The 20,900-nt window shown below is 71.3% G+C and carries 22 protein-coding genes and 3 tRNA genes; 6 read left to right on the forward strand and 19 right to left on the reverse strand.

What is annotated here, in order from left to right; genetic code table 11:
• Positions 1–32: 32 nt before the first annotated feature.
• Entirely contained in the window at positions 33–1,133 is a 1,101-nt protein-coding gene (locus tag O3W51_RS28015) for a low temperature requirement protein A (protein ID WP_138352877.1), read from the forward strand.
• Here O3W51_RS28015 and O3W51_RS28020 read toward each other — a convergent pair.
• From O3W51_RS28020 to O3W51_RS28060, 9 genes are all read right to left on the reverse strand, one after another.
• On the reverse strand, positions 1,087–2,310 hold the full coding sequence (locus O3W51_RS28020; RefSeq protein WP_443048346.1) for a hypothetical protein: 1,224 nt from the start codon (positions 2,308–2,310) through the stop codon (positions 1,087–1,089). The two genes, O3W51_RS28015 and O3W51_RS28020, sit on opposite strands and share 47 nt — an antisense overlap.
• Before the next feature lie 122 nt (positions 2,311–2,432).
• Entirely contained in the window at positions 2,433–3,488 is a 1,056-nt protein-coding gene (locus O3W51_RS28025; RefSeq protein WP_138352876.1) for a UDP-N-acetylmuramate dehydrogenase, read from the reverse strand.
• 81 nt (positions 3,489–3,569) lie between these two features.
• Entirely contained in the window at positions 3,570–5,036 is a 1,467-nt protein-coding gene (locus O3W51_RS28030; RefSeq protein ID WP_138352875.1) for an MFS transporter, read from the reverse strand.
• Between the two features lie 125 nt (positions 5,037–5,161).
• Positions 5,162–5,782, reverse strand: a complete 621-nt coding sequence (locus O3W51_RS28035; protein ID WP_232484678.1) for a TetR/AcrR family transcriptional regulator — start codon at positions 5,780–5,782, stop codon at positions 5,162–5,164.
• Between the two features lie 90 nt (positions 5,783–5,872).
• On the reverse strand, positions 5,873–6,307 hold the full coding sequence (locus O3W51_RS28040; RefSeq protein WP_138352874.1) for a MaoC family dehydratase: 435 nt from the start codon (positions 6,305–6,307) through the stop codon (positions 5,873–5,875).
• 5 nt (positions 6,308–6,312) lie between these two features.
• Entirely contained in the window at positions 6,313–6,765 is a 453-nt protein-coding gene (locus O3W51_RS28045; protein WP_138352873.1) for a MaoC family dehydratase N-terminal domain-containing protein, read from the reverse strand.
• A 214-nt stretch (positions 6,766–6,979) separates the two neighbouring features.
• A complete protein-coding gene (gene rpmG / locus O3W51_RS28050; protein WP_004571794.1) occupies positions 6,980–7,144 on the reverse strand; it encodes a 50S ribosomal protein L33 in 165 nt (54 codons plus the stop codon).
• A 93-nt stretch (positions 7,145–7,237) separates the two neighbouring features.
• Positions 7,238–7,310 (reverse strand) — tRNA-Met (locus O3W51_RS28055).
• Between the two features lie 45 nt (positions 7,311–7,355).
• Positions 7,356–7,428 (reverse strand) — tRNA-Thr (locus tag O3W51_RS28060).
• A gap of 284 nt (positions 7,429–7,712) precedes the next feature.
• Between O3W51_RS28060 and O3W51_RS28065 the strand changes: the two genes are divergently transcribed.
• The gene (locus O3W51_RS28065) at positions 7,713–8,984 is read left to right on the forward strand and encodes an amidohydrolase family protein (protein ID WP_138352872.1); all 1,272 of its coding nucleotides are present in this window, start codon (positions 7,713–7,715) and stop codon (positions 8,982–8,984) included.
• Positions 8,985–9,121: 137 nt separating this feature from the next.
• Positions 9,122–9,784, forward strand: coding sequence for an NAD(P)H-binding protein (locus tag O3W51_RS28070; protein ID WP_269287654.1), 663 nt, complete (start codon positions 9,122–9,124; stop codon positions 9,782–9,784).
• An 81-nt stretch (positions 9,785–9,865) separates the two neighbouring features.
• On the opposite strand, the gene O3W51_RS28075 is transcribed toward O3W51_RS28070, so the two are convergent.
• Positions 9,866–9,947: transfer RNA gene (locus tag O3W51_RS28075), tRNA-Tyr, on the reverse strand.
• Between the two features lie 185 nt (positions 9,948–10,132).
• Here O3W51_RS28075 and O3W51_RS28080 point away from each other — a divergent pair.
• On the forward strand, positions 10,133–10,621 hold the full coding sequence (locus tag O3W51_RS28080) for a YajQ family cyclic di-GMP-binding protein (RefSeq protein WP_138352869.1): 489 nt from the start codon (positions 10,133–10,135) through the stop codon (positions 10,619–10,621).
• A gap of 94 nt (positions 10,622–10,715) precedes the next feature.
• Here O3W51_RS28080 and O3W51_RS28085 read toward each other — a convergent pair whose 3' ends face one another.
• Positions 10,716–11,510 carry an AraC family transcriptional regulator gene (locus O3W51_RS28085; protein WP_138352868.1) on the reverse strand — a complete coding sequence of 265 codons (795 nt, stop codon included), beginning with the start codon at positions 11,508–11,510 and terminating at the stop codon, positions 10,716–10,718.
• A 70-nt stretch (positions 11,511–11,580) separates the two neighbouring features.
• Between O3W51_RS28085 and O3W51_RS28090 the strand changes: the two genes are divergently transcribed.
• Both O3W51_RS28090 and O3W51_RS28095 read left to right on the forward strand, forming a co-directional pair.
• Positions 11,581–12,438, forward strand: coding sequence for a phytanoyl-CoA dioxygenase family protein (locus tag O3W51_RS28090; RefSeq protein ID WP_187144980.1), 858 nt, complete (start codon positions 11,581–11,583; stop codon positions 12,436–12,438).
• Positions 12,435–12,770, forward strand: a complete 336-nt coding sequence (locus tag O3W51_RS28095) for a hypothetical protein (RefSeq protein WP_381585444.1) — start codon at positions 12,435–12,437, stop codon at positions 12,768–12,770. The genes O3W51_RS28090 and O3W51_RS28095 overlap by 4 nt, the downstream gene beginning before the upstream one ends.
• A gap of 26 nt (positions 12,771–12,796) precedes the next feature.
• Here O3W51_RS28095 and O3W51_RS28100 read toward each other — a convergent pair whose 3' ends face one another.
• The 8 genes from O3W51_RS28100 to O3W51_RS28135 form a co-directional block, all read right to left on the reverse strand.
• Positions 12,797–13,189 (reverse strand): YccF domain-containing protein, encoded by a 393-nt coding sequence (locus tag O3W51_RS28100; RefSeq protein WP_138352867.1) that lies wholly within the window; start codon positions 13,187–13,189, stop codon positions 12,797–12,799.
• Positions 13,186–14,046, reverse strand: coding sequence for a zinc metalloprotease HtpX (gene htpX / locus O3W51_RS28105; RefSeq protein WP_138352866.1), 861 nt, complete (start codon positions 14,044–14,046; stop codon positions 13,186–13,188). Before htpX ends, O3W51_RS28100 begins: the two co-directional genes overlap by 4 nt.
• 117 nt (positions 14,047–14,163) lie before the next feature.
• Positions 14,164–15,792 (reverse strand): NADH-quinone oxidoreductase subunit N, encoded by a 1,629-nt coding sequence (locus O3W51_RS28110; RefSeq protein ID WP_138352865.1) that lies wholly within the window; start codon positions 15,790–15,792, stop codon positions 14,164–14,166.
• Entirely contained in the window at positions 15,792–17,360 is a 1,569-nt protein-coding gene (locus O3W51_RS28115) for a complex I subunit 4 family protein (RefSeq protein ID WP_138352864.1), read from the reverse strand. The genes O3W51_RS28110 and O3W51_RS28115 overlap by 1 nt, the downstream gene beginning before the upstream one ends.
• Positions 17,361–17,363: 3 nt before the next feature.
• Complete coding sequence (locus tag O3W51_RS28120; protein ID WP_138352863.1) at positions 17,364–19,361, reverse strand: NADH-quinone oxidoreductase subunit 5 family protein; 1,998 nt, start codon at positions 19,359–19,361, stop codon at positions 17,364–17,366.
• Complete coding sequence (nuoK, locus tag O3W51_RS28125) at positions 19,358–19,744, reverse strand: NADH-quinone oxidoreductase subunit NuoK (protein WP_138352862.1); 387 nt, start codon at positions 19,742–19,744, stop codon at positions 19,358–19,360. Before nuoK ends, O3W51_RS28120 begins: the two co-directional genes overlap by 4 nt.
• Entirely contained in the window at positions 19,744–20,307 is a 564-nt protein-coding gene (locus tag O3W51_RS28130) for an NADH-quinone oxidoreductase subunit J family protein (RefSeq protein WP_138352861.1), read from the reverse strand. The genes nuoK and O3W51_RS28130 overlap by 1 nt, the downstream gene beginning before the upstream one ends.
• Positions 20,304–20,861 (reverse strand): 4Fe-4S binding protein, encoded by a 558-nt coding sequence (locus O3W51_RS28135; protein ID WP_198357085.1) that lies wholly within the window; start codon positions 20,859–20,861, stop codon positions 20,304–20,306. Before O3W51_RS28135 ends, O3W51_RS28130 begins: the two co-directional genes overlap by 4 nt.
• Between the last annotated feature and the right edge of the window lie 39 nt (positions 20,862–20,900).

Consider the following 20,900-nt stretch of genomic DNA (forward strand, 5'->3'; position numbering starts at 1 on the left):
CCGTCGGGGCGGTGAGTGTTACGGGGGCGGGGATGGCCGAGGCCGAAAAGCGGGTCACCTGGGCGGAGTTGTTCTTCGACCTGGTGTTCGTGTTCGCGATCACGCAGGTGAGCGCGCTGCTGCACGAGGACCACTCCTGGGCGGGCGTCGGGCGGGCGCTCATCGTGTTCGTGCCGCCGTACTGGGCCTGGGTGGGGATGTCCCTGCACGCCAACCGGCAGGACGTCGACAATCCGCTGGACCGGATCGGGATCTTCGCCGTCGGACTCAGCGCGCTGTTCATGGGGCTGGCGCTGCCGCTGGCCTACGACGGGCGCGGAGTGCTCTACGGGGCCTCGTACTGGGCGGCCCGGCTGGTGCTCTGGGCGCTGGTGCTGCGCTGGCAGGACGTACGGCTCAGCGCCTTCGCCGTCGGCGCCTGCCTCACCGGACCGATGCTGCTGGCGGGCGGCTTCCTCGACGGCCCGGCGCGCACCGCCCTGTGGGGGTCGGCCGCGCTGATCGACCTGTCGATGCCGTTCCTGCTGCGCCGCCGGCTGTCCCGGGTGCGGTTCCACCCCGGGCATCTGCCGGAACGTTTCGGGCTGTTCCTGATCGTGGCGCTCGGTGAGTCGATCGTGGCGATCGGCGCCCCGGCGTCCGCTGCCGCGCACCTGGACGCGGCCGAGCTCACCGCCGTCGCGGCGGCCTTCACCCTCGCGGCCGGCCTGTGGTGGGTGTACTTCGCGTTCGCGGCGAGCGCCATCCAGCACGCCCTGGCCACCTCCGACCGGCAGACCGACACCATCCGCGAGGTGCTGTCCTACGCCCACGTCGGATTCCTCGGCGGGGTGATCGCGGTGGCGGTCGGCATGCACGACGCGGTCGCGCACCCGGCGGCCCGGCTCGGCACGGGCGTGGCCGGGCTGCTCTTCGGGGGCTGCGCGCTCTTCCTGGCCGTCTTCGGTTACACCCGGTGGCGGATGTTCCGCCTGTGGTCGACGACGCGGCTGGCGGCCTCCGCCGTCGTCCTCGCCGTGCTGCCGCTCGCGGCGCGGCTGCCCGCGGTGGGCGCGCTCGGGCTGCTCGCGCTGCTCATAGCCGCCCTCAACGTCCTCGAATGGGAGCGGGTGCGCCGCGCCGGCTCCCTGTAGCGGCGGCGCGCCGGCCGCCCGCCCGGGGTCTCGTCCGCTTCTTCATGGGCCACAGCAGGACGTACGCCGCCGACACGGCCGCGAACGAGAGCCGGATCAGCCCCTGCGCCGACTCCGACGGGACCAGCAGCGCGCTCCCGTAGAGCGAGAGCAGCGCGATCCAGCTCCACCAGGGCACCAGGCGGCGCTGCCCGACCGCGTCCCACAGCAGCGTCCCGAGCAGGACCGACGCGCTGTAGTACGTGTAGACGCTCGGGTCGAGGGCGATCCTGGCGTCCGCGCCGAGCAGCACGACGGCCGGCCAGCGGCCGCGCAGCACCGCCACCGTGCCGAGCGCGAGGCCCAGCAGGGCCTGCGCGGGACGGTCCCAGCCGGGGGTGACGGCATCGGCCACCCCGAACCAGCGCAGCGCGGACGCGGGCTGGTTGGGGATCGCGAACCGCGCGGCGGCGGCCGAGCCGAGGTGGGTGACGTAGAACGGCAGCCAGGCCACCGCGACGAGGGCCACCAGCCAGCAGGCGGCGCAGCGCCAGTGCGCGCGCGGCAGCGCCAGCAGCAGCGGGAGGAAGGACAGCGCCCAGGGCTTGGAGTCCACGGCCAGCGCCAGCAGGATGCCGACGGCGGCCGGCCGGCCGCGGACCAGGGCGCGCACCGCCAGGGCGGTGAAGAACAGCGCCAGTACGTCGTCCAGGTGCGCGAACCGCACCGAGACCTCCACCCACATCGGGATGAAGGCCAGCCCGGCTATGAGCACCCGCTGCTGCAGCCTGCGGTGGTTGATGCCGGTGCCGGCGTAGAAGTCCGCGGCCGTGCGGCCCACCACGACCAGCATGTACAGGCCCAGGCCCGACATGAACGCCTCGGCCAGCCGCTCCCCCACTCCCGGCGGGAAGGGCTCGAAGAGCGCGGCGGTCAGAAAGCTGACCGGGCCGATCTGCAGCTCCGGGTGGTTCTGGTAGATCGCGAGCCCGCCGCCCGGGCCGCCGCCGGTCAGCAGCCGGCCACCGGTCCTCAGGTAGTGCCAGGAGACGCCGCCGTTGCGGGACGTGACCACGAACCAGCAGACGGTCCAGAGCGTGAGGGCCACGGTGTGCCGCCGGACGGGCCACCGGCCGAACCACGCCGCCACCCCGTCGGTGGCTCCGGTCGCGGCCCTGGTCGTCCCCGCCCTGCGCACATTCCGCCCTTACCGTCAGCTTCCGTCAACTGCGTTCGCCGGGGCGGCAATTCCCTCTCTCGGACCTCGTCACCAGCCCGCGCGGAAACCGCCGGGAGGTCTCTCCGAGACTCTTCCCTGCTTCACAGACGGGTTCCGACCATGACCGGTTCATTGACGAGCGTGACTCCGAAGGCGGATCGCACTCCGTCGCGGACCTCACGGGCGAGGGCCAGCAGGTCCTCGGTCTTGGCCTGGCCGCGGTTGGTCAGCGCCAGGGTGTGCTTCCCGGAGATGCGGGCCGGGCCGTCCCCGTACCCCTTGGCGAACCCGGCGCGGTCGATCAGCCAGGCAGCCGACGTCTTCCGCAGGCCGTCCCCCGCGGGGTAGGCGGGCGGTTCGGTGTCCGCGCCGAGCCGGTCGTGCACCCGGCTCACGAACTCCGCGAACTCCCGCTCCGTCAGGATCGGATTGGTGAAGAACGAACCCGCCGACCAGGTGTCGTGGTCGGCCGCGTCCAGCACCATCCCCTTGCCGGCGCGCAGCGCCAGCACCGTCGTCCTGGCGGTGGCCACCGGGACCCGGTCGCCGGCCTCGACGCCCAGGGCGCGGGCCACTTCCGCGTACTTCACCGGCGCCGACAGCCCGCCGGCGTCCTCCAGGCCGAAGCGCACCCGCAGCACGACGTACCGCTCCGGGTCGGCCTTGAATCGGCTGTCGCGGTAGGCGAAGCCGCAGTCGGCGGCGGGGATCGTCACCGTCTCGCCACTGCGGCGGTCGTACGCGACGACCTCGGTGACGGTCGCCGAGACGTCCTGCCCGTACGCCCCCACGTTCTGGATCGGCGTCGCCCCGGCGGATCCGGGGATGCCCGCCAGGCACTCGACACCGGCCAGGCCGGCCTCGACGGTCCGGGCGACCGCGTCGCTCCACACCTCGCCGGCCGCCAGTTCCAGCGCCGTGCCGTCGAGGGTGAAGCCGGTGGTGGCGATGCGCAGCGCGGTGCCGTCGAATCCGGCGTCCCCGATGACGAGGTTGCTGCCGCCGCCGATCACCAGGAGCGGCGTGCCGGCGCGGTCCGCCGCGCGGACCACCTCGACGACTTCGGCGTCGGTGGTGGCCGTCACGAGGCGGGCCGCGGGGCCGCCGAGCCGGAAGGTCGTCAGGGGGGCGAGGGGGGTGTCGTGGGTTACGTGCACGCCGTCCACCCTACGGGGACACCCCCCGGTGACCGGTCGGCCGGTCCCCAGGGGGTGTTCTCTCCGCGTGCTCCCCGCCGGTCAGGCGACCGGCTCCAGGGTGCGCTGCGGCTGGGCGTCGGCCGGGGTGGCCGTCGCCTTGCGCCGCCTCGGGATGAGCACCGCGGCGACCGCCGCGAGGCCGACCGCGACCGCGCCGACCCACAGTGCGGGCACCAGGCCGTCCACGTAGCGGCCGGCGGACTCGTAGCCGCCCTGGGAGGAGAAGACGGAGGCGAGGATCGCGACGCCGAGGGCGCCGCCGAGCTCACGGAAGGCGTTGTTGGCGCCGGAGGCGATGCCCTGTTCCTCGGGGCGGACGCTGGACATCACGACGTTGGCGGTGGGGCCGAAGTACATCGCCATCCCGATACCGCTGATGATCAGCGCGGGCAGCTGGGCCGTGTAGGAGACGTCCGTCGTGACCACGAGGGCGAAGAGCGCGAGGCCCACGGCCTGGAGCGCCAGCCCGGCGGCGATGATCGGGCGGCCGCCGATGCGGTCGGAGAGGATGCCCGCGATGGGCGAGACGATCATCGGCATGGCCGTCCAGGGGAGCATCCGGACGCCGGCTTCCATCGGCGAGTAGCCGGACACGTTCTGCATGAACTGGCTGAGCAGGAAGATCGAGCCGAACATGCCCAGGAACATCAGCAGGCTGGCCGCGTTCACCGCGCTGAAGGCGCGGTTGCGGAAGAGCCGCATCGGCAGGATGGGGTGCGCGGCACGGTTCTCGTAGGCGACGAAGGCGACTATGAGCGCGGCGCCGGCGATCAGCCCGGTCAGGACGGAGGGGCTGGTCCAGCCGTCGGCGTTGCCGCGGATGAGGGCGTAGACGATGCCGAAGAGGCCGGCGCTGGCGAGCGCGGTGCCGGGGACGTCCAGCCGGGAGTTCGGGCCGCGGCTCTCGTTCAGGCGGAGCCGGGCGAGGGGCAGCAGGAGCAGCCCGATCGGCACGTTCAGCCAGAAGATCCACTGCCAGGAGAAGTGCTCGGTGAGGGTGCCTCCGATGAGCGGGCCGGTGGCGACGGCGAGACCGTTGACCGCGCTCCAGATGCCGAACGCCATACCGCGGCGCTCCGGCGCGACGGTGGCGGAGAGCAGGGTGAGGGTCAGCGGCATCATGATCGCGGCGCCGACGCCCTGGGCGGCGCGGGCGGCGATCAGCTCGCCCATGCCGGGGGCGAGCGCGGCGGCGGCGGAGGCCGCGGTGAACAGCCCGAGGCCGACGGTGAAGAGCCGGCGGCGGCCGAACCGGTCGCCGAGGGCGGCGCCGAACATCAGGAGGACCGCGAAGGTGAGGGTGTAGGCGCTCACCGTCCATTCGAGGTCTTCGAGCGCCCCGCCGAGGTCCTTGCGGATGGAGGGCAGCGCGGTGGTGACGACGAGGTTGTCGAGGCTCGCCATGAAGCCGGCGAGGCTGGTGATGATCAGGGCCCATACGGCGGTACCGCGCCGGGGTCCCTTCTCCTGTCCTGCCTCTTGCTGCTGGTGCTCCTGCTCCTGCATGACCCCTCCCGGGGATTAGTTATCAGTCACTAACTTCTGTGGGTACACGTGTGCGGCGATCTGCGCTGATCTGCTGCTGTCCGCCGGAGGTCCGGCGATCCCGGGGGTCAGGGGGGTCCGGGGGGTCAGGCGGCCGGCTCTGCCGGATCAGCCGGCCCGGCCGACTTGTTCGACTCGGCCGGCTCCGCCTGCTCGGTCGACTCGTCGAACGGGAAGCCCAACCAGCAGCGGTCGTCCGAGGGGATCCCCAGCGACACCAGCGTGTTGATCAGCATCCCGGTCGAGAAGAACTTGTTCATCCACTCGTCGTCGAGACCGGTGCGGGCGCGCACCATGTCCCACATGTCGAGCCACCGGCGGCGGACCAGCTCGGCCACGTCACCGTCGCCCGACGCCGCGGCGGCGACGTAGAGCTGCATCTGCATGAGCAGGACATCACGGTCCTCCTCGATCATCTCGCCGTAGGCCTGCCCCATGGCCTCCAGCGCGCCCTCCCCCTCCAGGCCCTCCGCGGCCTGCTCGAAGGTGGCGATGGTGCGGTCGAAACAGCGGTTCGCGGCGGCTTTGAACAGATCCACCTTGGTGGGGAACAGCCGGAACAGATACGGCTGCGAGACCCCGACCCGGCGGGCGATCGCTTCCGTGGACGTTCCGAAATAACCGCCCTTGGCGAACTCGGTCATCGCGGCGCGGGTGACACTCTCGCGCCGGTCCTCCGCGCTCATCCGCATGCTCGTCTTCGCCATGTCTCTAAGGTAGTGACCACTAACTAACTTCGTCAAGCGGGAAACGGGAGGACTTCCTTTCCGAGGAAGCCCTCCCGTTCCGGAGCGTGTTCAGGCCAGTCGGACGACGGCGCGGGACAGGCCCAGCACCTTCTGGCCGGCGGCGGTGGCCACCAGGTCCACGCGGACCGTGCGGGCCTCGTCGTCCAGCTTGACCGCGACCTTGGCCGAGACCTCGATCACCGCGCCCTTGTCGTCGTCCGGGACGACGACGGGCTTGGTGAACCGGACGCCGTACTCGGCGACCGCACCCGGGTCGCCGACCCAGTCGGTGACCACACGGATCGCGGCGGCCATCGTGAACATGCCGTGCGCGATGACGTCCGGCAGTCCGACCTCCTTCGCGAACCGCTCGTTCCAGTGGATCGGGTTGAAGTCACCGGACGCACCCGCGTACCGCACGAGCGTGGCGCGGCTCACAGGAAACGTCTGCGCCGGGAGCTCGGTGCCGACCTCGACCTCGTCGTAGGAGATCTTCGCTGTCATCCGGATCACACCCCTTCCTGCGCGCGGGCCACGAGCATCGTGTACGCCGTCACGACATGCTCACCGTTCTCGTCGTGCACCTCACCACGGACCGACAGGACGTCGTTCCCCGCGAGGGACTTGATCGAATCGATGTGCGAGACGACCGTGAGCCGGTCCCCGGCACGCACCGGGCGCGAGTGGACGAACCGCTGGTCGCCGTGGACCACCCGGCTGTAGTCCAGCCCCAACTCGGGGTCCTGCACGACCAGGCCGGCCGCCTTGAACGTGATCGAGAACGCGAACGTCGGCGGCGCGATCACATCCGGGTGCCCGAGGGCCCTGGCGGCGTCGGGGTCGGTGTACGCGGGATTGAGGTCGCCCACCGCTTCGGCGAACTCGCGAATCTTCTCCCGGCCCACCTCATAGGGGGCGGTGGGCGGATAGCTCCGCCCGACGAAGGACTGGTCCAGTGCCATCGGTACCTCCGGCTACGGGATGCTGATCGGGGTGGCGGTCATCATCATGGCGGCCATGGTGACGACACTGACGTTCGGGGTGCTGACGTTCGGGGCGTGCTGACATCAGGGTGCTGACGCTCGAGGTGATCATGCCGCCTGCGGGCGGGCGGATCAACGCCACGAGGCCGCCCCCAAGAATGGGGACGGCCTCGTGGTGTGTTACGGCCTGTTGTTAGCGCGTTTCGCGGTGCGCGGTGTGCGCGTTGCAGCGCGGGCAGTGCTTCTTCATCTCAAGACGGTCCGGGTCGTTACGCCGGTTCTTCTTGGTGATGTAGTTCCGCTCCTTGCACTCCACGCAGGCCAGCGTGATCTTCGGGCGGACGTCGGTGGCGGCCACGTGAGTGCTCCTTGACGAACGGATGGGTATATGAACACAACGAGAGTAGCCGATTGAAGGACTAAACCCACAATCGACTACGACTACGCAGGGTAGCGGTGACCGGACTTGAACCGGTGACACAGCGATTATGAGCCGCTTGCTCTACCAACTGAGCTACACCGCTGCGATGAACTGACCCCCACCAAGCGGTGGATGGCCGATCCATCAGAGCCCCAATGCGGAATCGAACCGCAGACCTTCTCCTTACCATGGAGACGCTCTACCGACTGAGCTATTGGGGCGAGCGAGGAAGACATTACACGGTCCGCAGCCGAAGGTGAAATCCATATCTCACGACACACTTCGGGCTCTTCCGTCGCTCTTCAGGAGCCCGTCCGGAGCACCTTCCGACCCCTTCCGAGCGCGCCGCGAGGCTCCCCCGAGGACCCAGCGAGACAGCCTCGATCGACCACGCCAGTACGACTATTGGCCTCCTCCCGGACCCTGCGTGAGCTGCCCCATAGGCTCGCCCCGTCCCTGCGTGATCTTGCCTCCCACCCGAGAGCCGCAGTACCGGAGGAGCGCGATGACCGAGAACCAGCGCGGCACCGCCGCCGAGACCACCACGCTGCTGCTGTGTGGTGCGCATCTCACCGACGGCCGCACGGTCGACGTGCGGCTGAGCGGCACCCGTATCGAAGCCGTCGGCACCGCCGGCAGTCTCACCGCCGCCCCCGACCACAGCGACGCCGACGGAACCCGCATCGACCTGCGCGGCTACCTCCTGCTGCCCGCACCCGCCGAACCGCACGCCCACCTCGACGGCGCCCTCACCGCCGACGCGAGCGTCGCCTCGGGCCCGCCCTCGTACGAACCCGAGGACGTGCAGCGGCGCGTCACCGAGGCCGCGCTCCTCCAACTCGGCCATGGCGCAACGGCGATCCGCACCCACGTCCGGATCGGCGACATCCAGGGACTCGGCACCCTCGCCGCCGTGCTCCAGGCCCGCCGCGCGCTGCGCGGGCTCGTCGACCTGCACGCCGTCGCCGTCCCCCGCCTCCTCACCGGCGTGGCCGGCGCCGACGGGCTCTCCGCGCTGCGCGACGCACTCAAGATGGGCGCCGGCGTCGTCGGCGGCTGCCCCGACCTCGACCCGGACCCGAGCGGCTATGCAGAGGCCGTCCTCGCCGTCGCGGCCGAATTCGGCCTCCCCGTGGATCTGCACACGCAGGGTGACGATCCGGCCCGGCTGGCCCGGCTCGCCGCCATGGCCGGCGGGCTGCGCCCCGGCGTCGTCATCGGCCCCTGCAACGGCCTCGCCCGCCTCCCGCAGGCCGCCGCCGCCCGCGCCGCGGGCCAGCTCTCCGCGGCCGGCGTCTCCGTGGTGGCCCTGCCGCAGGGCGGCTGCGGCGCGCTGGAGTCCTCCCGGCGCGGCGCCGCGGGGCTGCTCGCCCCGGTACGCGAACTGCGCGCGGCCGGCGTACGGGTCGCGGCGGGCAGCGGCTCGCTGCGCGACCTGGCCAACCCCGTCGGACGCGGCGACCCCCTGGAGGCCGCCTTCCTCCTCACCTCCTACGGCGAATGCGGCGCGGCGGACGCCTACGACGCGGTCAGCGGCCAGGCGCGGGCGGTCCTGGGGCTGCCCGAGGTCCGGGTGGAGGCGGGCTTCCCCGCCGAACTGCTCGCCGTACGCGGGGAACGGATCGAGGGCGTGCTCTCCCTCGCGTACAGCCGCATCATCATCCACCGCGGCCGGGTGGTCTCCCGCACCAGCGCCGTCCGCGAGTACTGCGACTCGGCGACCACCGCCGCCCTCGACCTGCCCCGCCAGTCACGGAGCGACGGCGGCCTCGCCTGAGGCCTTCTGACGATGCGCCAGCCCCACGGGGCAGGCCGCCGTCGCGAGCGCGGCAGACGATTCCGGGCGTCACCCGATGGTGATCCGTTCACGCCGTGCACGCGCGCGGGACGCCCGGCGGGCGTAGCGTCGCAATCATGCGCATTGTGATCGCAGGTGGACATGGAAAGATCGCGTTGCGGCTGGAGCGACTGCTCGCCGCCCGCGGAGACGACGTGGCGGGCATCATCCGCAAACCCGAGCAGGCCGACGACCTGCGGGCGGCCGGCGCCGAGCCGATCGTCTGCGATCTGGAGTCGGCCACCGTCGACGAGGTCGCGGCGGCCCTGCGCGGTGCGGACGCGGCCGTCTTCGCGGCGGGCGCGGGGCCGGGCAGCGGCCCGGAGCGCAAGCACTCCGTCGACCACGCCGCGGCCGTGCTCTTCGCCGACGCGGCCGAGCGGGCCGGGGCCCGCCGCTACATCATCGTCTCGTCGATGGGCGCGGGAACCGAACCGGCCCCCGGCACCGACCCCGTCTTCGCCGAGTACCTGCGCGCCAAAACGGCGGCCGACGTCGACCTGAGCGCCCGCAAGGACCTCGACTGGACGATCCTGCGCCCGGGCGCCCTCACCGACGACCCCGGCACCGGCCGTCTCCAGCTGGCCGCCAAGACCGGCCGCGGCCCCATCCCCCGCGACGACGTGGCCGCCGTCCTCGCCGAACTCCTGGACACGCCGTCCACGGCCGGCCTCACCCTGGAAGTCATCTCGGGCCCCACCCCGGTCCCGGTCGCGGTAAAAGACATCTCCGGCAACTGACCCCGGGCGACCCTCACCCACCCCAACGAAGAAGGGTCCTCCGGACCGCGTTTCCGCGGTCCGGAGGACCCTTCTTTACTGTGGCGGCGCCAGGGTTCGAACCTGGGTAGGCTGAGCCGGCAGATTTACAGTCTGCTCCCTTTGGCCACTCGGGCACACCGCCAGGGAAGCCGCCGCAGGTCACTTTTGAGGGTGGTCTGTGGCAACGACGTAAACGATACCTGATGCGCGGGGGTGGTTCGCCACCTGATGGATCAGTGTTCGGGGCGGGTGCGGTGGCTAGGCTGGGAGGGCGGCCCGGGGACGGGTCGCGGTACTGACGGATCACAGCCAAGGAGCCAACTCAAGATGGCCGACTCCAGTTTCGACATCGTCTCGAAGGTCGAGCGGCAGGAGGTCGACAACGCCCTCAACCAGGCCGCGAAGGAAATCTCGCAGCGCTACGACTTCAAGAACGTCGGGGCCTCGATCGACTGGTCGGGCGAGAAGATTCTGATGCAGGCGAACTCGGAGGAGCGCGTCAAGGCGATCCTCGACGTTTTCGAGACCAAGCTGGTCAAGCGGGGTATCTCGCTCAAGTCGCTGGACGCCGGCGAGCCGCAGCTCTCCGGCAAGGAGTACAAGATCTTCGCCTCAATCGAGGAGGGGATTTCGCAGGACAACGCCAAGAAGGTCGCGAAGATCATCCGCGATGAGGGCCCGAAGGGCATCAAGGCGCAGGTCCAGGGCGACGAGCTGCGGGTCAGCTCGAAGAGCCGGGACGATCTGCAGGCCGTTCAGGCGCTGCTGAAGGGCAAGGACTTCGACTTCGCTCTGCAGTACGTGAACTACCGCTGACCCGTTGGGGGAAGCGGTGGAGTGGTGAAGTGGATGAGGGCGGCCGCCGGGACAACCCCGGTTGCCGCCCTCACCGCGTTCCTCACCGCGTTCCTCACCGCGTTCCGGAGCCGCGGTTCACCGGTGGGCCCTGCCGGACGGCGCGCGGGGAGGCGCCGAGTTCGCGGCGGCAGGCCTTGTTGAAGGCCTGGAGGTCCGCGATGCCGACCGAGGTGGCGACGGCGGGGATGGAGAGCGTCGACTCCACGAGCAGATGCCGGGCGCGTTCCAGGCGGCGTCGCCGGATGTAGGTGACGACCGTGTCGCCGGTCGCGGCGCGGAACAGCCGGGTGAGGTGGTTGTGCGAGACGCCGGCCGCGCGGGCGACGCCGGGGACCGTCAGCGGGTCGGCGAGGTGCGACTCGATGTGCGCGATGGCGGCGGCCACGGCGGGGTGCGGGCCGTCGGACGCGGCGGGGGCCGTGAGGTGGGCGACGCGCCACAGGACGGCCCAGATCTCGGCCGCCGTCCTGGCGGGGCTGCCGGGCTGGGCGGCCACGGCCTGCAGCATCAGGGCGGAGAGCATGGGCAGTTGTGCGCCCGCGTCCTGGATGACGGGGACGCTGCGGGGCTCGCCCGCCTCCGGGATGCGCAGATGGGCGTAGAGGTGCTCGGAGCGGCCGCGGTAGCGGTATCTGACGGTCGCGCCGGGCGGGACGAGGCTGACGCGGCCGGGCCGGATGGCGTGCGGGGTGCCGTCGACGGTGAGATCGGCCGTGTAGCGGTAGAGGTGCAGCTGCCACAGGTCGGGGAGCCGGAAGACATCGGTGTGGCCGGCGGGGCCGTGGACACCGACTCCGAGGTTCACCACCCGAGGTGGCTCGTCGAGGTGGAGGGCGACGGCATCCATGGTGAAAACGTACCAGTAGTGGTGAGTGTGACCCACGCGCTGCCAGGGGTTTCCTTCCTACCGTTGGCGCATGGAAACCAGCACGGAAGCCAGCACTGAGAACAGGGGCCTGTTGAGCTCCGTCCAGATGGCGCACTTCGTGGCGCACGGCTCGCTGCGCATGGACGCGGTCGTACCCGAGGAGATGAACGAGCGGGCGATGGGCGTCCTGGCGGCCGGGATACCGGAGGTGCCGTACGGGACGCCGCTGGAGGAGGCTTACGAGCGCGGGTCGTTCGCCCGCGACCTCGTCGAACTCCCGGTGGTGGCGGGCGCGTTGCGCAGCCTCGTGGGGCCCGGGCCGACCGTCGACCATCACGCGGTGCACATCCGCCGGCCCCGGGACGGGCAGGCGCAGCCGCTGCACGCCGACGCGATCATCGACGTACGGCCGGACGCGTTCGACGTACAGCTCATGTACTACCCGCAGCCGGTGACGCTGGAGATGGGCGGCACGCTGAGCGTGCCCGGCAGCCATCTGCGGCGCACCAACGAGAGCGACACCGGCCGCTACCAGAACCTCCGCGGGCAGACGCGGCTGGTGTGCCCGGCCGGGACCGTGGTGTTCCTGCACCACGGGATCTGGCACGGCGGACGGCGCAACGACAGCGACGCCGCGCGCTACATGTTCAAGATCCGGTTCAATCCGACGGTGCGGCAGCTGCGGCTGTGGGACACCGGCGATCTCGCCGACCCGGCGGTCGCCGCCGAGCTGGGCACGCGCTTCCCCTGGTACGAAGCGGCCGCCGCCCGGCTGGAGTTCCACAACCGGATCAAGCTGTGGCGGGCGCTGACCGGCGACAGCACGTACGACCTGGACCACTGGATGACGCGGGTCGCCAACCGGCCGCAGCGCGTCGTCCCCGCGCACCTGAGGAGCGAGGCATGAGCACCACCTTCGACCCCACCTTCGACCCCACCATGGGCGCCACCAGCACGCTGCGGCAGCGGGTACTGGTGCTGTACCTGGCCACGTCGGCGCTGGACTCCCAGGTCGTGGGGTGGTCCGCCTACGACGGGACCGGCACGACGTCGCCGACGACCGGGGACAGCGACGAACCGCCGTACGGGACGGGGGTGGCCGCGCTGTGCGACGGCTGGCGGCTGTTCCAGGCGGCGCAGCTGATCCCGCCGTATCCCGGGCACGAGTACGACACCTCGTTCCTCAAGCACGAGTTCTTCTTCGAGAAGCTCGTCGACACCGCCCGCCAGGGCGACTGAGGGCTGAGGAGGCCGGGGGCGATCGCTCAGCGTGTGGCGAACGGCCGGTCGGTGGGGACGATCTCCCGGCCGAGCGGGACCAGCGAGAGCGGGATCATCTTGAAGTTCGCGATGCCGAACGGGATGCCGATGATCGTCAGGCACAGGGCGATCCCGGTCACGATGTGGCCCAGCGCCAGCCACCAGCCGGCGAAGACGATCCAGATGATGTTGCCGATGAGGGAGCCCGCACCGGCGTCGTGCCGTTCGACGGTGGTGCGGCCGAAGGGCCACAGGGCGTAGTTGGCGATCCGGAAGGAGGCCACGCCCCACGGGATCGTGATGATGAGGATGCAGCAGACCAGGCCGGCGACGGCATAGGCCATCGCCATCCAGATACCGCAGAGCACGAGCCAGATGATGTTCAGGATCGTCGTCATGGGCGGTGTCCTGCCATCTGTTCGAGGCGCGCGATGCGCTCGGCCATCGGGGGGTGGGTGGAGAACAGTTTCGACGTGGTGCCGGGCCGGAACGGGTTCGCGATCATCATATGGCTGGCGGTCTCGAGGCGCGGCTCAGGCGGTAGCGGCAGCTGCTTGGTGCCCGCGTCCAGCTTGCGCAGCGCGCTGGCGAGGGCGAGGGGGTCGCCGGTGAGGCGGGCGCCGGAGGCGTCGGCCTCGTACTCGCGGGAGCGGCTGACGGCGAGCTGGATGACGGAGGCGGCCAGCGGGCCGAGGATCATCAGCAGCAGCATGCCGAGGATGCCGGGGCCCTCGTCGTCGTTGGACCGGCCGACGGGGATCAGCCAGGCGAAGTTGACGAGGAACATGACGACGGAGGCGAGCGCGCCGGCGACCGACGAGATGAGGATGTCGCGGTTGTAGACATGGCTCAGCTCGTGGCCGATCACGCCGCGCAGCTCGCGTTCGTCGAGGATCTGCAGGATGCCGTCGGTGCAGCAGACCGCCGCGTTGCGCGGATTGCGCCCGGTGGCGAAGGCGTTGGGCGCTTCGGTGGGTGAGATGTACAGCCGCGGCATGGGCTGGCGCGCCTCCGTGGAGAGTTCGCGGACCATGCGGTAGAGCGCGGGGGCCTCGAACTCGCTGACGGGGCGGGCACGCATCGCGCGTAGAGCCAGCTTGTCGCTGTTCCAGTACGCGTAGGCGTTGGTGCCGATCGCGATGACGAGCGCGACGATGAGCCCCGTCCGGCCGAAGAAGCTGCCGATGACGAGGATGAGTGCGGACAGACCGCCGAGGAGTACGGCGGTCTTCAGCCCATTGTGCCGGCGGTGCACGGTGCGCCCTCCAAGGTGTGCGGCGGGGGAACCTTCTCCCCTCTTAGGAGAACCTCCTGTACTGGTCAACGCCACCGGAAGGCCGCTAGTTCCCTTGTGCACACGCCCCGGGCGGGGTCAGAGCAGCGCCCCCGAGGCGTAGCGGAGGACCAGCTGCGGGACGCCGGAGAGCACGATGCCGGCGACCGCGGTGAGGGCGATGGCGGCGGTGAGCGGGGCGGGCGTCCGGGTGGCGGGCACCGCCACGGCGACCGCACCGGCAACCGCTCCGGAGACCGTTCCCGTGCCGTCCGCCGCGCCCGTGGCCGCCGCCGGCCCGGCCTCCGGCTTCGCGAACAGGAGCGCGGTCCAGCGCAGGTAGTAGACGAGCGCGATGACCACGTTGACGGCCATGACGACGGCCAGCCAGGCCGGTCCCGTACCGACGATCGACGAGAAGACCGCGACCTTGGCGAAGAGTCCGATGACGCCCGGCGGCAGCCCGGCCAGGCAGAGCAGGAAGAACGCCAGCGCGAGAGCCGTCAGCGGGCGGTTCGCGTAGAGCCCCCGGTAGTCGGTCAGGCGGTTGGCGGGGGCCGTTCGGGCGACGAGGGCGGCCACCGCGAAGGCACCGAGGTTCACGGCCGCGTACATCAGGGCGTACGCCACGGTGGTGCCGATCTGGTGCTGCGGGTCGTCGGAGTACGCGGCGGCCGCGATCGGCACCAGCAGATAGCCCGCCTGGCCGATGGAGGACCAGGCCAGCAGCCGGACCGCGCTGTGCGCGAACCCGGCGCGCTGGCGCAGCGCGGCGACGTTGCCGACCGTCATCGTCAGGGCGGCCAGTACGGCGACGACCGGGCCCCAGACGTCGGCGTACGGCTCGAACGCGATCACGGTGATGAGGATGAGGCCGGAGAAGCCCGCGGCCTTTCCGACGACCGAGAGGTACGCGGCGATCGGCAGCGGCGCGCCCACGTAGGTGTCGGGTACCCAGAAGTGGAAGGGCGCGGCGGCGAGCTTGAAGGCGAAGCCCACGAGGGTGAGGACCGCGCCGACCTTGGCGAGCGTCGCCAGCTGCGGCTGTACGTCGCCCAGACCGTCCGCGATCGACGCCAGGTGGAGGGTGCCGGTGGCGGCGTACACGAAGCTGACGCCGAGCAGCGTGACGGCGGTCGCCGCCACGGAGGAGAGGAAGAACTTGAGCGCGGCCTCGGACGAGAGCCGGTCGCCGCGTTTGATGCCGACGAGCGCGAAGGCGGGCAGCGTCGTGACCTCCAGGGCGACGACCAGGGTCGCCAGGTCCCGGGAGGCGGGCAGCAGCGCGGCTCCGGCGGCCGAGGACAGCAGCAGGAACCAGTACTCGCCGGCCGGGTACTTCTCCATGTCGTGCATCGACAGCAGCGCCGTCAGCAGCGCGCCGCCGATGACGAGGAGCTGGATGACGACGGTGAAGTGGTCGGCCGCGTAGGAGCATTCGCCGGGGTCGGTGGTGAGGCAGAACGTCTTGCGGTGGCCGGCCCGGAGCGGGCCCAGGGCCAGCCCGGCCAGGGCGAGGCCGGCGATGGTGACCCAGCCCAGCAGGGCCTTCTTCTCCTTGGGGAGGAAGAGGTCGGCCACCAGGACGACGAGCGCGACGGCCGCGGGGATCGCCGCCGGGGCGATGGCGATCCAGTCCACGGACTGCACGAGGGAGCCGACGGCGTCCGCCGCGAGCGTTCCGGTCGCGTGGGAGGAGGCGTGGGAGCCGGTGACGGGGATGCTCATCAGCTGCCTCCGAGGAGCGAGCGCACGGCCGGGTCGGTGAGGCCGAGGAGGGCCGCGGGCCACAGGCCGGCGAGGACGGTGAGGGCGGCGAGTGGGGTCCAGGCGGCGAACTCGTAGCCGTGGACGTCGGACAGCACCGGCTGCCCGGACTCCGCGGTGCCCTTGTCCCCCATGCAGACGCGGCGCACGACGGCCAGCAGGTACGCGGCGGTGAGCAGGGTGCCGAACGCGGCGACCGCCGTGAACACCAGGTAGGTGGGGCGGCTGAGCCCGTCGGCGGGTTTGAAGGCGCCGAACATGGCGAGCATCTCGCCCCAGAAGCCGGCCAGCCCCGGCAGTCCGAGGGAGGCGACGGCGGCGAAGGCGAGCAGGCCGCCGAGGCGGGGGGCCCTGCCGTACAGGGCCGCGCCGTTCTCCCCGGTGAGGCGGTCGAGGTCGCTCGTTCCGTAGCGGTCCTTGATGGCGCCGACCAGGAAGAAGAGCAGGCCGGTGATGAGGCCGTGGGCGACGTTCGCGAAGAGCGCCCCGTTCACACCGGTCGGGGTGAGGGTCGCGATGCCGAGCAGCACGAAGCCCATGTGGCCGACGGAGGAGTAGGCGATGAGGCGCTTCAGGTCGCCGCCGGCTCCCTTGCGGGCCAGTGCGAGGCAGGCGAGGGACCCGTAGACGATGCCGACGACGGCGAACGCGGCCAGGTAGGGCGCGAAGGTGTGCATGCCGTCCGGGGCGACGGGCAGCGCGATACGGACGAATCCGTAGGTGCCCATCTTGAGCATGACGCCGGCCAGCAGCACGGAGCCGACGGTGGGCGCGGCGGTGTGGGCGTCCGGGAGCCAGCTGTGCAGCGGCCACATCGGGGCCTTGATCGCGAAGCCGATGCCGATGGCGAGGACGGCGAGCAACTGCGTGGAGTGACCGAGCGACGACCCGTTGTCAGTGGCGAGTGCCACCATGTCGAATGTGCCCGCTTTCACCCCGATGAGCAGCAGGCCGAGCAGCATGATCACGGAGCCGAGGAGGGTGTAGAGGATGAAGCGCAGCGAGGCGGCCTCGCGTCCGGCGCCGCCCCAACGGGCGATGAGGAAGTACATCGGGATGAGGACGGTCTCGAAGGCCAGGAAGAAGAGCATCAGGTCCAGCACGGCGAAGGTGCTGAGGGTGCCCGCTTCGAGGACGAGGAGCAGGGCGACGAAGGCCTTGGGGGACGGGCCCGCGGGCCTTTTGAAGTAGCTGTGGAGCGCGCAGAGGAAGGTCAGCAGCGCGGTCAGGACGAGGAGGGGGAGCGAGATGCCGTCGACGCCGAGATGGATGTGGATGTTGAGGGCGGGGATCCACTTGAGGTCGGTGCTGGCCTGCATCGTCGCCGGGTGGTCGTGGTCGAAGCCGGCCGCGAGGACGATCGCGAGGATCAGTACGGCGCCGGTGACCGTGACGCCGTGGCGGAGCACGGCCTGGTCCGGGTTGCGTCCCCGGAGGCCGGGCGGCGCGGGGAGCAGGGCTCCGACGGCACCGAGCAGGGGCAGGACCACGATGCCTGCGAGCACGTACTGGAGGGCGGTGTCGTTCACGGCTCACGCTCCGACGGCGACGAGGACGGCGAGTACGACGGCACCGGCCAGCAGCGCGCTGAGATAGGTCTGGACATTTCCGGTCTGGGCGCGCCGGACGGCCGCGCCGAGCAGGCGCGGCGCCGCGCCCGCTCCCCGTACGTAGGTCTCGACGACCTCGCGGTCGAGGAAGCGGACGAGGTTCGCGGCGGCGAGCACCGGTCGGACGAAGAGCGCCGTGTAGACGGCGTCGAGGTGGAAGCCGCTCGCCGCGTGGCGGTGCAGGCGGCCGAGGAGCAGCCGGCCCGGGTCGGCCGGGTCGTCGGACGACGCGATGTCGCCGTAGACGGCGGTGTGCGCGGCGATGGCGGTCGCTTCCGCCTCGGCAGGCTCGGCGCCCGAGTCGGCGCCGATCGCGCCGAGCGGGGCGGCGGACCGGCGGGCGGCACCGGCCGTCCAGGCGCCGTAGGTGACGAGGACGCCGACGAGGGCGAGGCCGATGCCGAGGACGGAGGTGAGGAGGGTCGGGGTGAGCTCGGTGCCGTCGAACCACTTCGGGAGGTCGAAGACCGACGGGACGAGGGCGATCATGCCGAACGCGACGCTGGGGACGGCGAGCACCCACAGGACGGCGTTCATGATCGCGGGCTCACGGCCGTGGTCGGCGGCGCGCGGCCCGCTGCCCCGGAAGGCGAGCAGGAAAAGCCGGGTGGCATAGCCGGCGGTGAGCACGGCGGTGATCAGCCCGGCGGCCAGCACGGTCCAGCCGACCGCCGACGGCACGCCGTCGGTGTGGCCGCCGGAGGCGTGCTCGGCGGCGCGCAGCACCGATTCCTTGGAGAAGAAGCCGGAGAAGGGAGGCAGGGCGGCGAGCGCCGCCAGGGCGATGCCCATCGTCCACATGGCGTCCGGGGCGCGCTTGCCGAGGTCGCCCATACGGGACATCGCGGAGAGCGAGTTGGTGCCGGCCGCGTGGATGACCACGCCCGCTCCGAGGAAGAGCAGCGCCTTGAAGGCGCCGTGGGACAGGAGGTGGAAGACGGCGGCGCTGCGGTCGCCCACGGCGAGCGCGCCGGCCATGTAACCGAGCTGGCCGATCGTCGAATAGGCCAGTACCCGTTTGATGTCGTCCTGGGCGAGGGCCGCGAGACCCGAGCCGATCATGGTGACGGCGGCCATCACGGCGAGGACCACGAGCGCGGCCGCGCTGGCGGTGAAGACGGGCAGCAGCCGGGCGACGAGGTAGATGCCGGCCGCGACCATGGTCGCGGCGTGGATCAGCGCGGAGACCGGCGTCGGGCCGGCCATCGCGTCGGGCAGCCAGGTGTGCAGCGGGAATTGGGCGGACTTGCCCGCGACTCCGGCGAGCAGCAGCAGCGCGACGATCGTCGGGTGCTGGAGCTGGCCGTGGGTGGCGGCGGTGAGGATCCCGTTGATGCGGAAGGTGCCCGCGTCGGTGGCGAGCGCGAAGACGCCGATGATGAAGGGGACGTCGCCGAGCTTGGTGACGAGGAACGCCTTCATGGACGCCGCGCGGGCGACCTCGGTCTCCCAGTAGTGGCCGACCAGGAAGTACGAGCAGATGCCCATGATCTCCCAGCCGACCAGCAGCACCATCAGGTCGCCGGAGTAGACGACCAGGAACATGGCGGCGGTGAAGAGGGAGACCAGGGCGGCGTAGGAGGGGTAACGGGGATCGTCGCGCAGGTACGCCGTCGAGTAGAGCTGGACGCAGGTCGCCACGAGGCCGACGAGCACCGCGATCAGGACGGCGAAGCCGTCCAGGTGCAGGGCGAGGTCGATGGGGACCGAGCCGGTCGGGGTGAGCCGGGTCGCGGCGTCGGTGGGCGCGCCGCTGCCCTGCCGCACGGCGACGACCGCGGCCAGCACGAAGGCCGCCGCGGTCGGCAGTACGGCGAGCGGCCGGACGAATCCGGGGGCCCGCCTGCCCAGCAGCAGTCCGGCGGCCGCGCCGAGGAACGGGAGGATGGGGACCAGCGCGGCAAGGGTCGTGAGGGTCACGCGGTGGCCTCTGCCTTCTCGTCTGCCGCCGCGTCCGGCGTGCTGCCCGCGCCGGCCGGACCGGTTCCGGCGAGGCCGTTCTCGGCGAGGTCGGTGAGCCTGTCGACGTCGGAGCTGCCGCGGTTGCGGTAGACGAGCAGCACGATCGCCAGGCCGATGCCGATCTCGGCGGCGGCGATGGTGATGGTGAAGAGCGTCAGCGCCTGGCCGGCGTGCAGGGTGTCGCGGAGCCAGACGTCGAACGCGACGAGGTTGAGGTTGACCGCGTTCAGCATCAGCTCGACGGACATCAGGACGAGGATCGCGTTGCGGCGGCCGAGGACGCCGTAGAGCCCGATGGAGAAGAGGAGGACCGCGAGCACGGCGGGATAGGCGAGGTGCATCAGCTCTCCTTGTCCTGGTCCTGGTTCTTGCGGGACAGCACGATGGCACCGACCAGGGCGGCGAGCAGCAGCACCGACAGCGCCTCGAACGGCAGCACCCAGTGCTGGAAGAGGGTCTGCCCGGTGACCTTGGTGGAGCCCTGGACCGAACCGTCCAGCTCGATCCACGTGGTGCGGAACGCGTCGACGACCACCCAGACCAGGGTGATCGCGGAGGCGGCCGCCACCGTGACCGCGACCCAGCGGTTGTCGGAGTCCGCGTCCGGGGAGCGGCCGATGGGCGCCCGGGTGAGCATCAGCCCGAACAGGATCAGGACCACGACGGAACCGACGTAGATCAGCACCTGCACCCAGGCGATGAACTCCGCCGTCAGCAGCAGGTACTCGACGGCGAGCCCGCCGAGCGCGACCACCAGCCACAGCGCGGCGTGCACCAGCTGCTTGGTGGTGACGGAGATCAGGGCGGCGCCGAGGGTGGCGATACCGACGAGGACGAAGGCGATCTCGACCCCGGTCGGGGACAGGAATCCGGAAGGGGCCGCGGCGGCGGCTGCGAGGCTCATGCGCCGCTCTCCGGTGGTGTCTGCCCGGCCTGTCCGGCCTGTCCGGCCTGTCCGGCCGACTGGGCCTGCGCCGCCTGCTCCGCCTGCTGCGCGGCGATGAGCTTGTCCGCCGCCTTGCGGGCGGCGGCGATCTCCTTGGGCTCCTCGGCACCGGGGTCGAGCGCGGGCGGGGCCGGCACCGTCCACATCCAGTCGCGGAGCTTGTCGCGCTCATGGGTCAGTTCGAGGATGTCGGTCTCGGCGTACTCGAACTCCGGCGTCCAGAACAGCGCGTCGAAGGGGCACACCTCGATGCAGATCCCGCAGTACATGCAGAGCGAGAAGTCGATGGCGAAGCGGTCGAGCACATTGCGGCTGCGCTCCCGCCCGCCGGGCGCGGTGGCGGGCGTCGTCTCCTTGTGGGAGTCGATGTAGATGCACCAGTCGGGGCACTCGCGCGCGCACAGCATGCAGACCGTGCAGTTCTCCTCGAACAGCGCGATGACGCCGCGGCTGCGCGGCGGCAGATCGGGCTGCACGTCGGGGTACTGCGCGGTGACGGAACGGCGCGTCATCGCCTTGAGGGTGACGGCAAGGCCTTTGGCCAAGCCGTG

Source organism: Streptomyces sp. H39-C1 (assembly GCF_027158125.1).
In the GTDB taxonomy this organism is placed as follows: Bacteria; Actinomycetota; Actinomycetes; order Streptomycetales; family Streptomycetaceae; genus Actinacidiphila; species Actinacidiphila fildesensis.

Coding starts and splice junctions, on each gene's coding strand:
- nuoK (WP_138352862.1), bottom strand. CDS start 19,744: ATGCACCTCGCCTATCCCGCCGTGCTCGCGGTCCTCCTCTTCTCCATC.
- O3W51_RS28110 (WP_138352865.1), bottom strand. CDS start 15,792: ATGAGCATCCCCGTCACCGGCTCCCACGCCTCCTCCCACGCGACCGGA.
- O3W51_RS28040 (WP_138352874.1), bottom strand. CDS start 6,307: ATGACAGCGAAGATCTCCTACGACGAGGTCGAGGTCGGCACCGAGCTC.
- O3W51_RS28090 (WP_187144980.1), top strand. CDS start 11,581: ATGGAAACCAGCACGGAAGCCAGCACTGAGAACAGGGGCCTGTTGAGC.
- O3W51_RS28130 (WP_138352861.1), bottom strand. CDS start 20,307: ATGAGCCTCGCAGCCGCCGCCGCGGCCCCTTCCGGATTCCTGTCCCCG.
- O3W51_RS28035 (WP_232484678.1), bottom strand. CDS start 5,782: ATGGCGAAGACGAGCATGCGGATGAGCGCGGAGGACCGGCGCGAGAGT.
- O3W51_RS28030 (WP_138352875.1), bottom strand. CDS start 5,036: ATGCAGGAGCAGGAGCACCAGCAGCAAGAGGCAGGACAGGAGAAGGGA.
- O3W51_RS28085 (WP_138352868.1), bottom strand. CDS start 11,510: ATGGATGCCGTCGCCCTCCACCTCGACGAGCCACCTCGGGTGGTGAAC.
- O3W51_RS28095 (WP_381585444.1), top strand. CDS start 12,435: ATGAGCACCACCTTCGACCCCACCTTCGACCCCACCATGGGCGCCACC.
- O3W51_RS28070 (WP_269287654.1), top strand. CDS start 9,122: ATGCGCATTGTGATCGCAGGTGGACATGGAAAGATCGCGTTGCGGCTG.
- O3W51_RS28065 (WP_138352872.1), top strand. CDS start 7,713: ATGACCGAGAACCAGCGCGGCACCGCCGCCGAGACCACCACGCTGCTG.
- O3W51_RS28015 (WP_138352877.1), top strand. CDS start 33: ATGGCCGAGGCCGAAAAGCGGGTCACCTGGGCGGAGTTGTTCTTCGAC.
- O3W51_RS28045 (WP_138352873.1), bottom strand. CDS start 6,765: ATGGCACTGGACCAGTCCTTCGTCGGGCGGAGCTATCCGCCCACCGCC.
- O3W51_RS28080 (WP_138352869.1), top strand. CDS start 10,133: ATGGCCGACTCCAGTTTCGACATCGTCTCGAAGGTCGAGCGGCAGGAG.
- O3W51_RS28100 (WP_138352867.1), bottom strand. CDS start 13,189: ATGACGACGATCCTGAACATCATCTGGCTCGTGCTCTGCGGTATCTGG.
- O3W51_RS28135 (WP_198357085.1), bottom strand. CDS start 20,861: ATGACGCGCCGTTCCGTCACCGCGCAGTACCCCGACGTGCAGCCCGAT.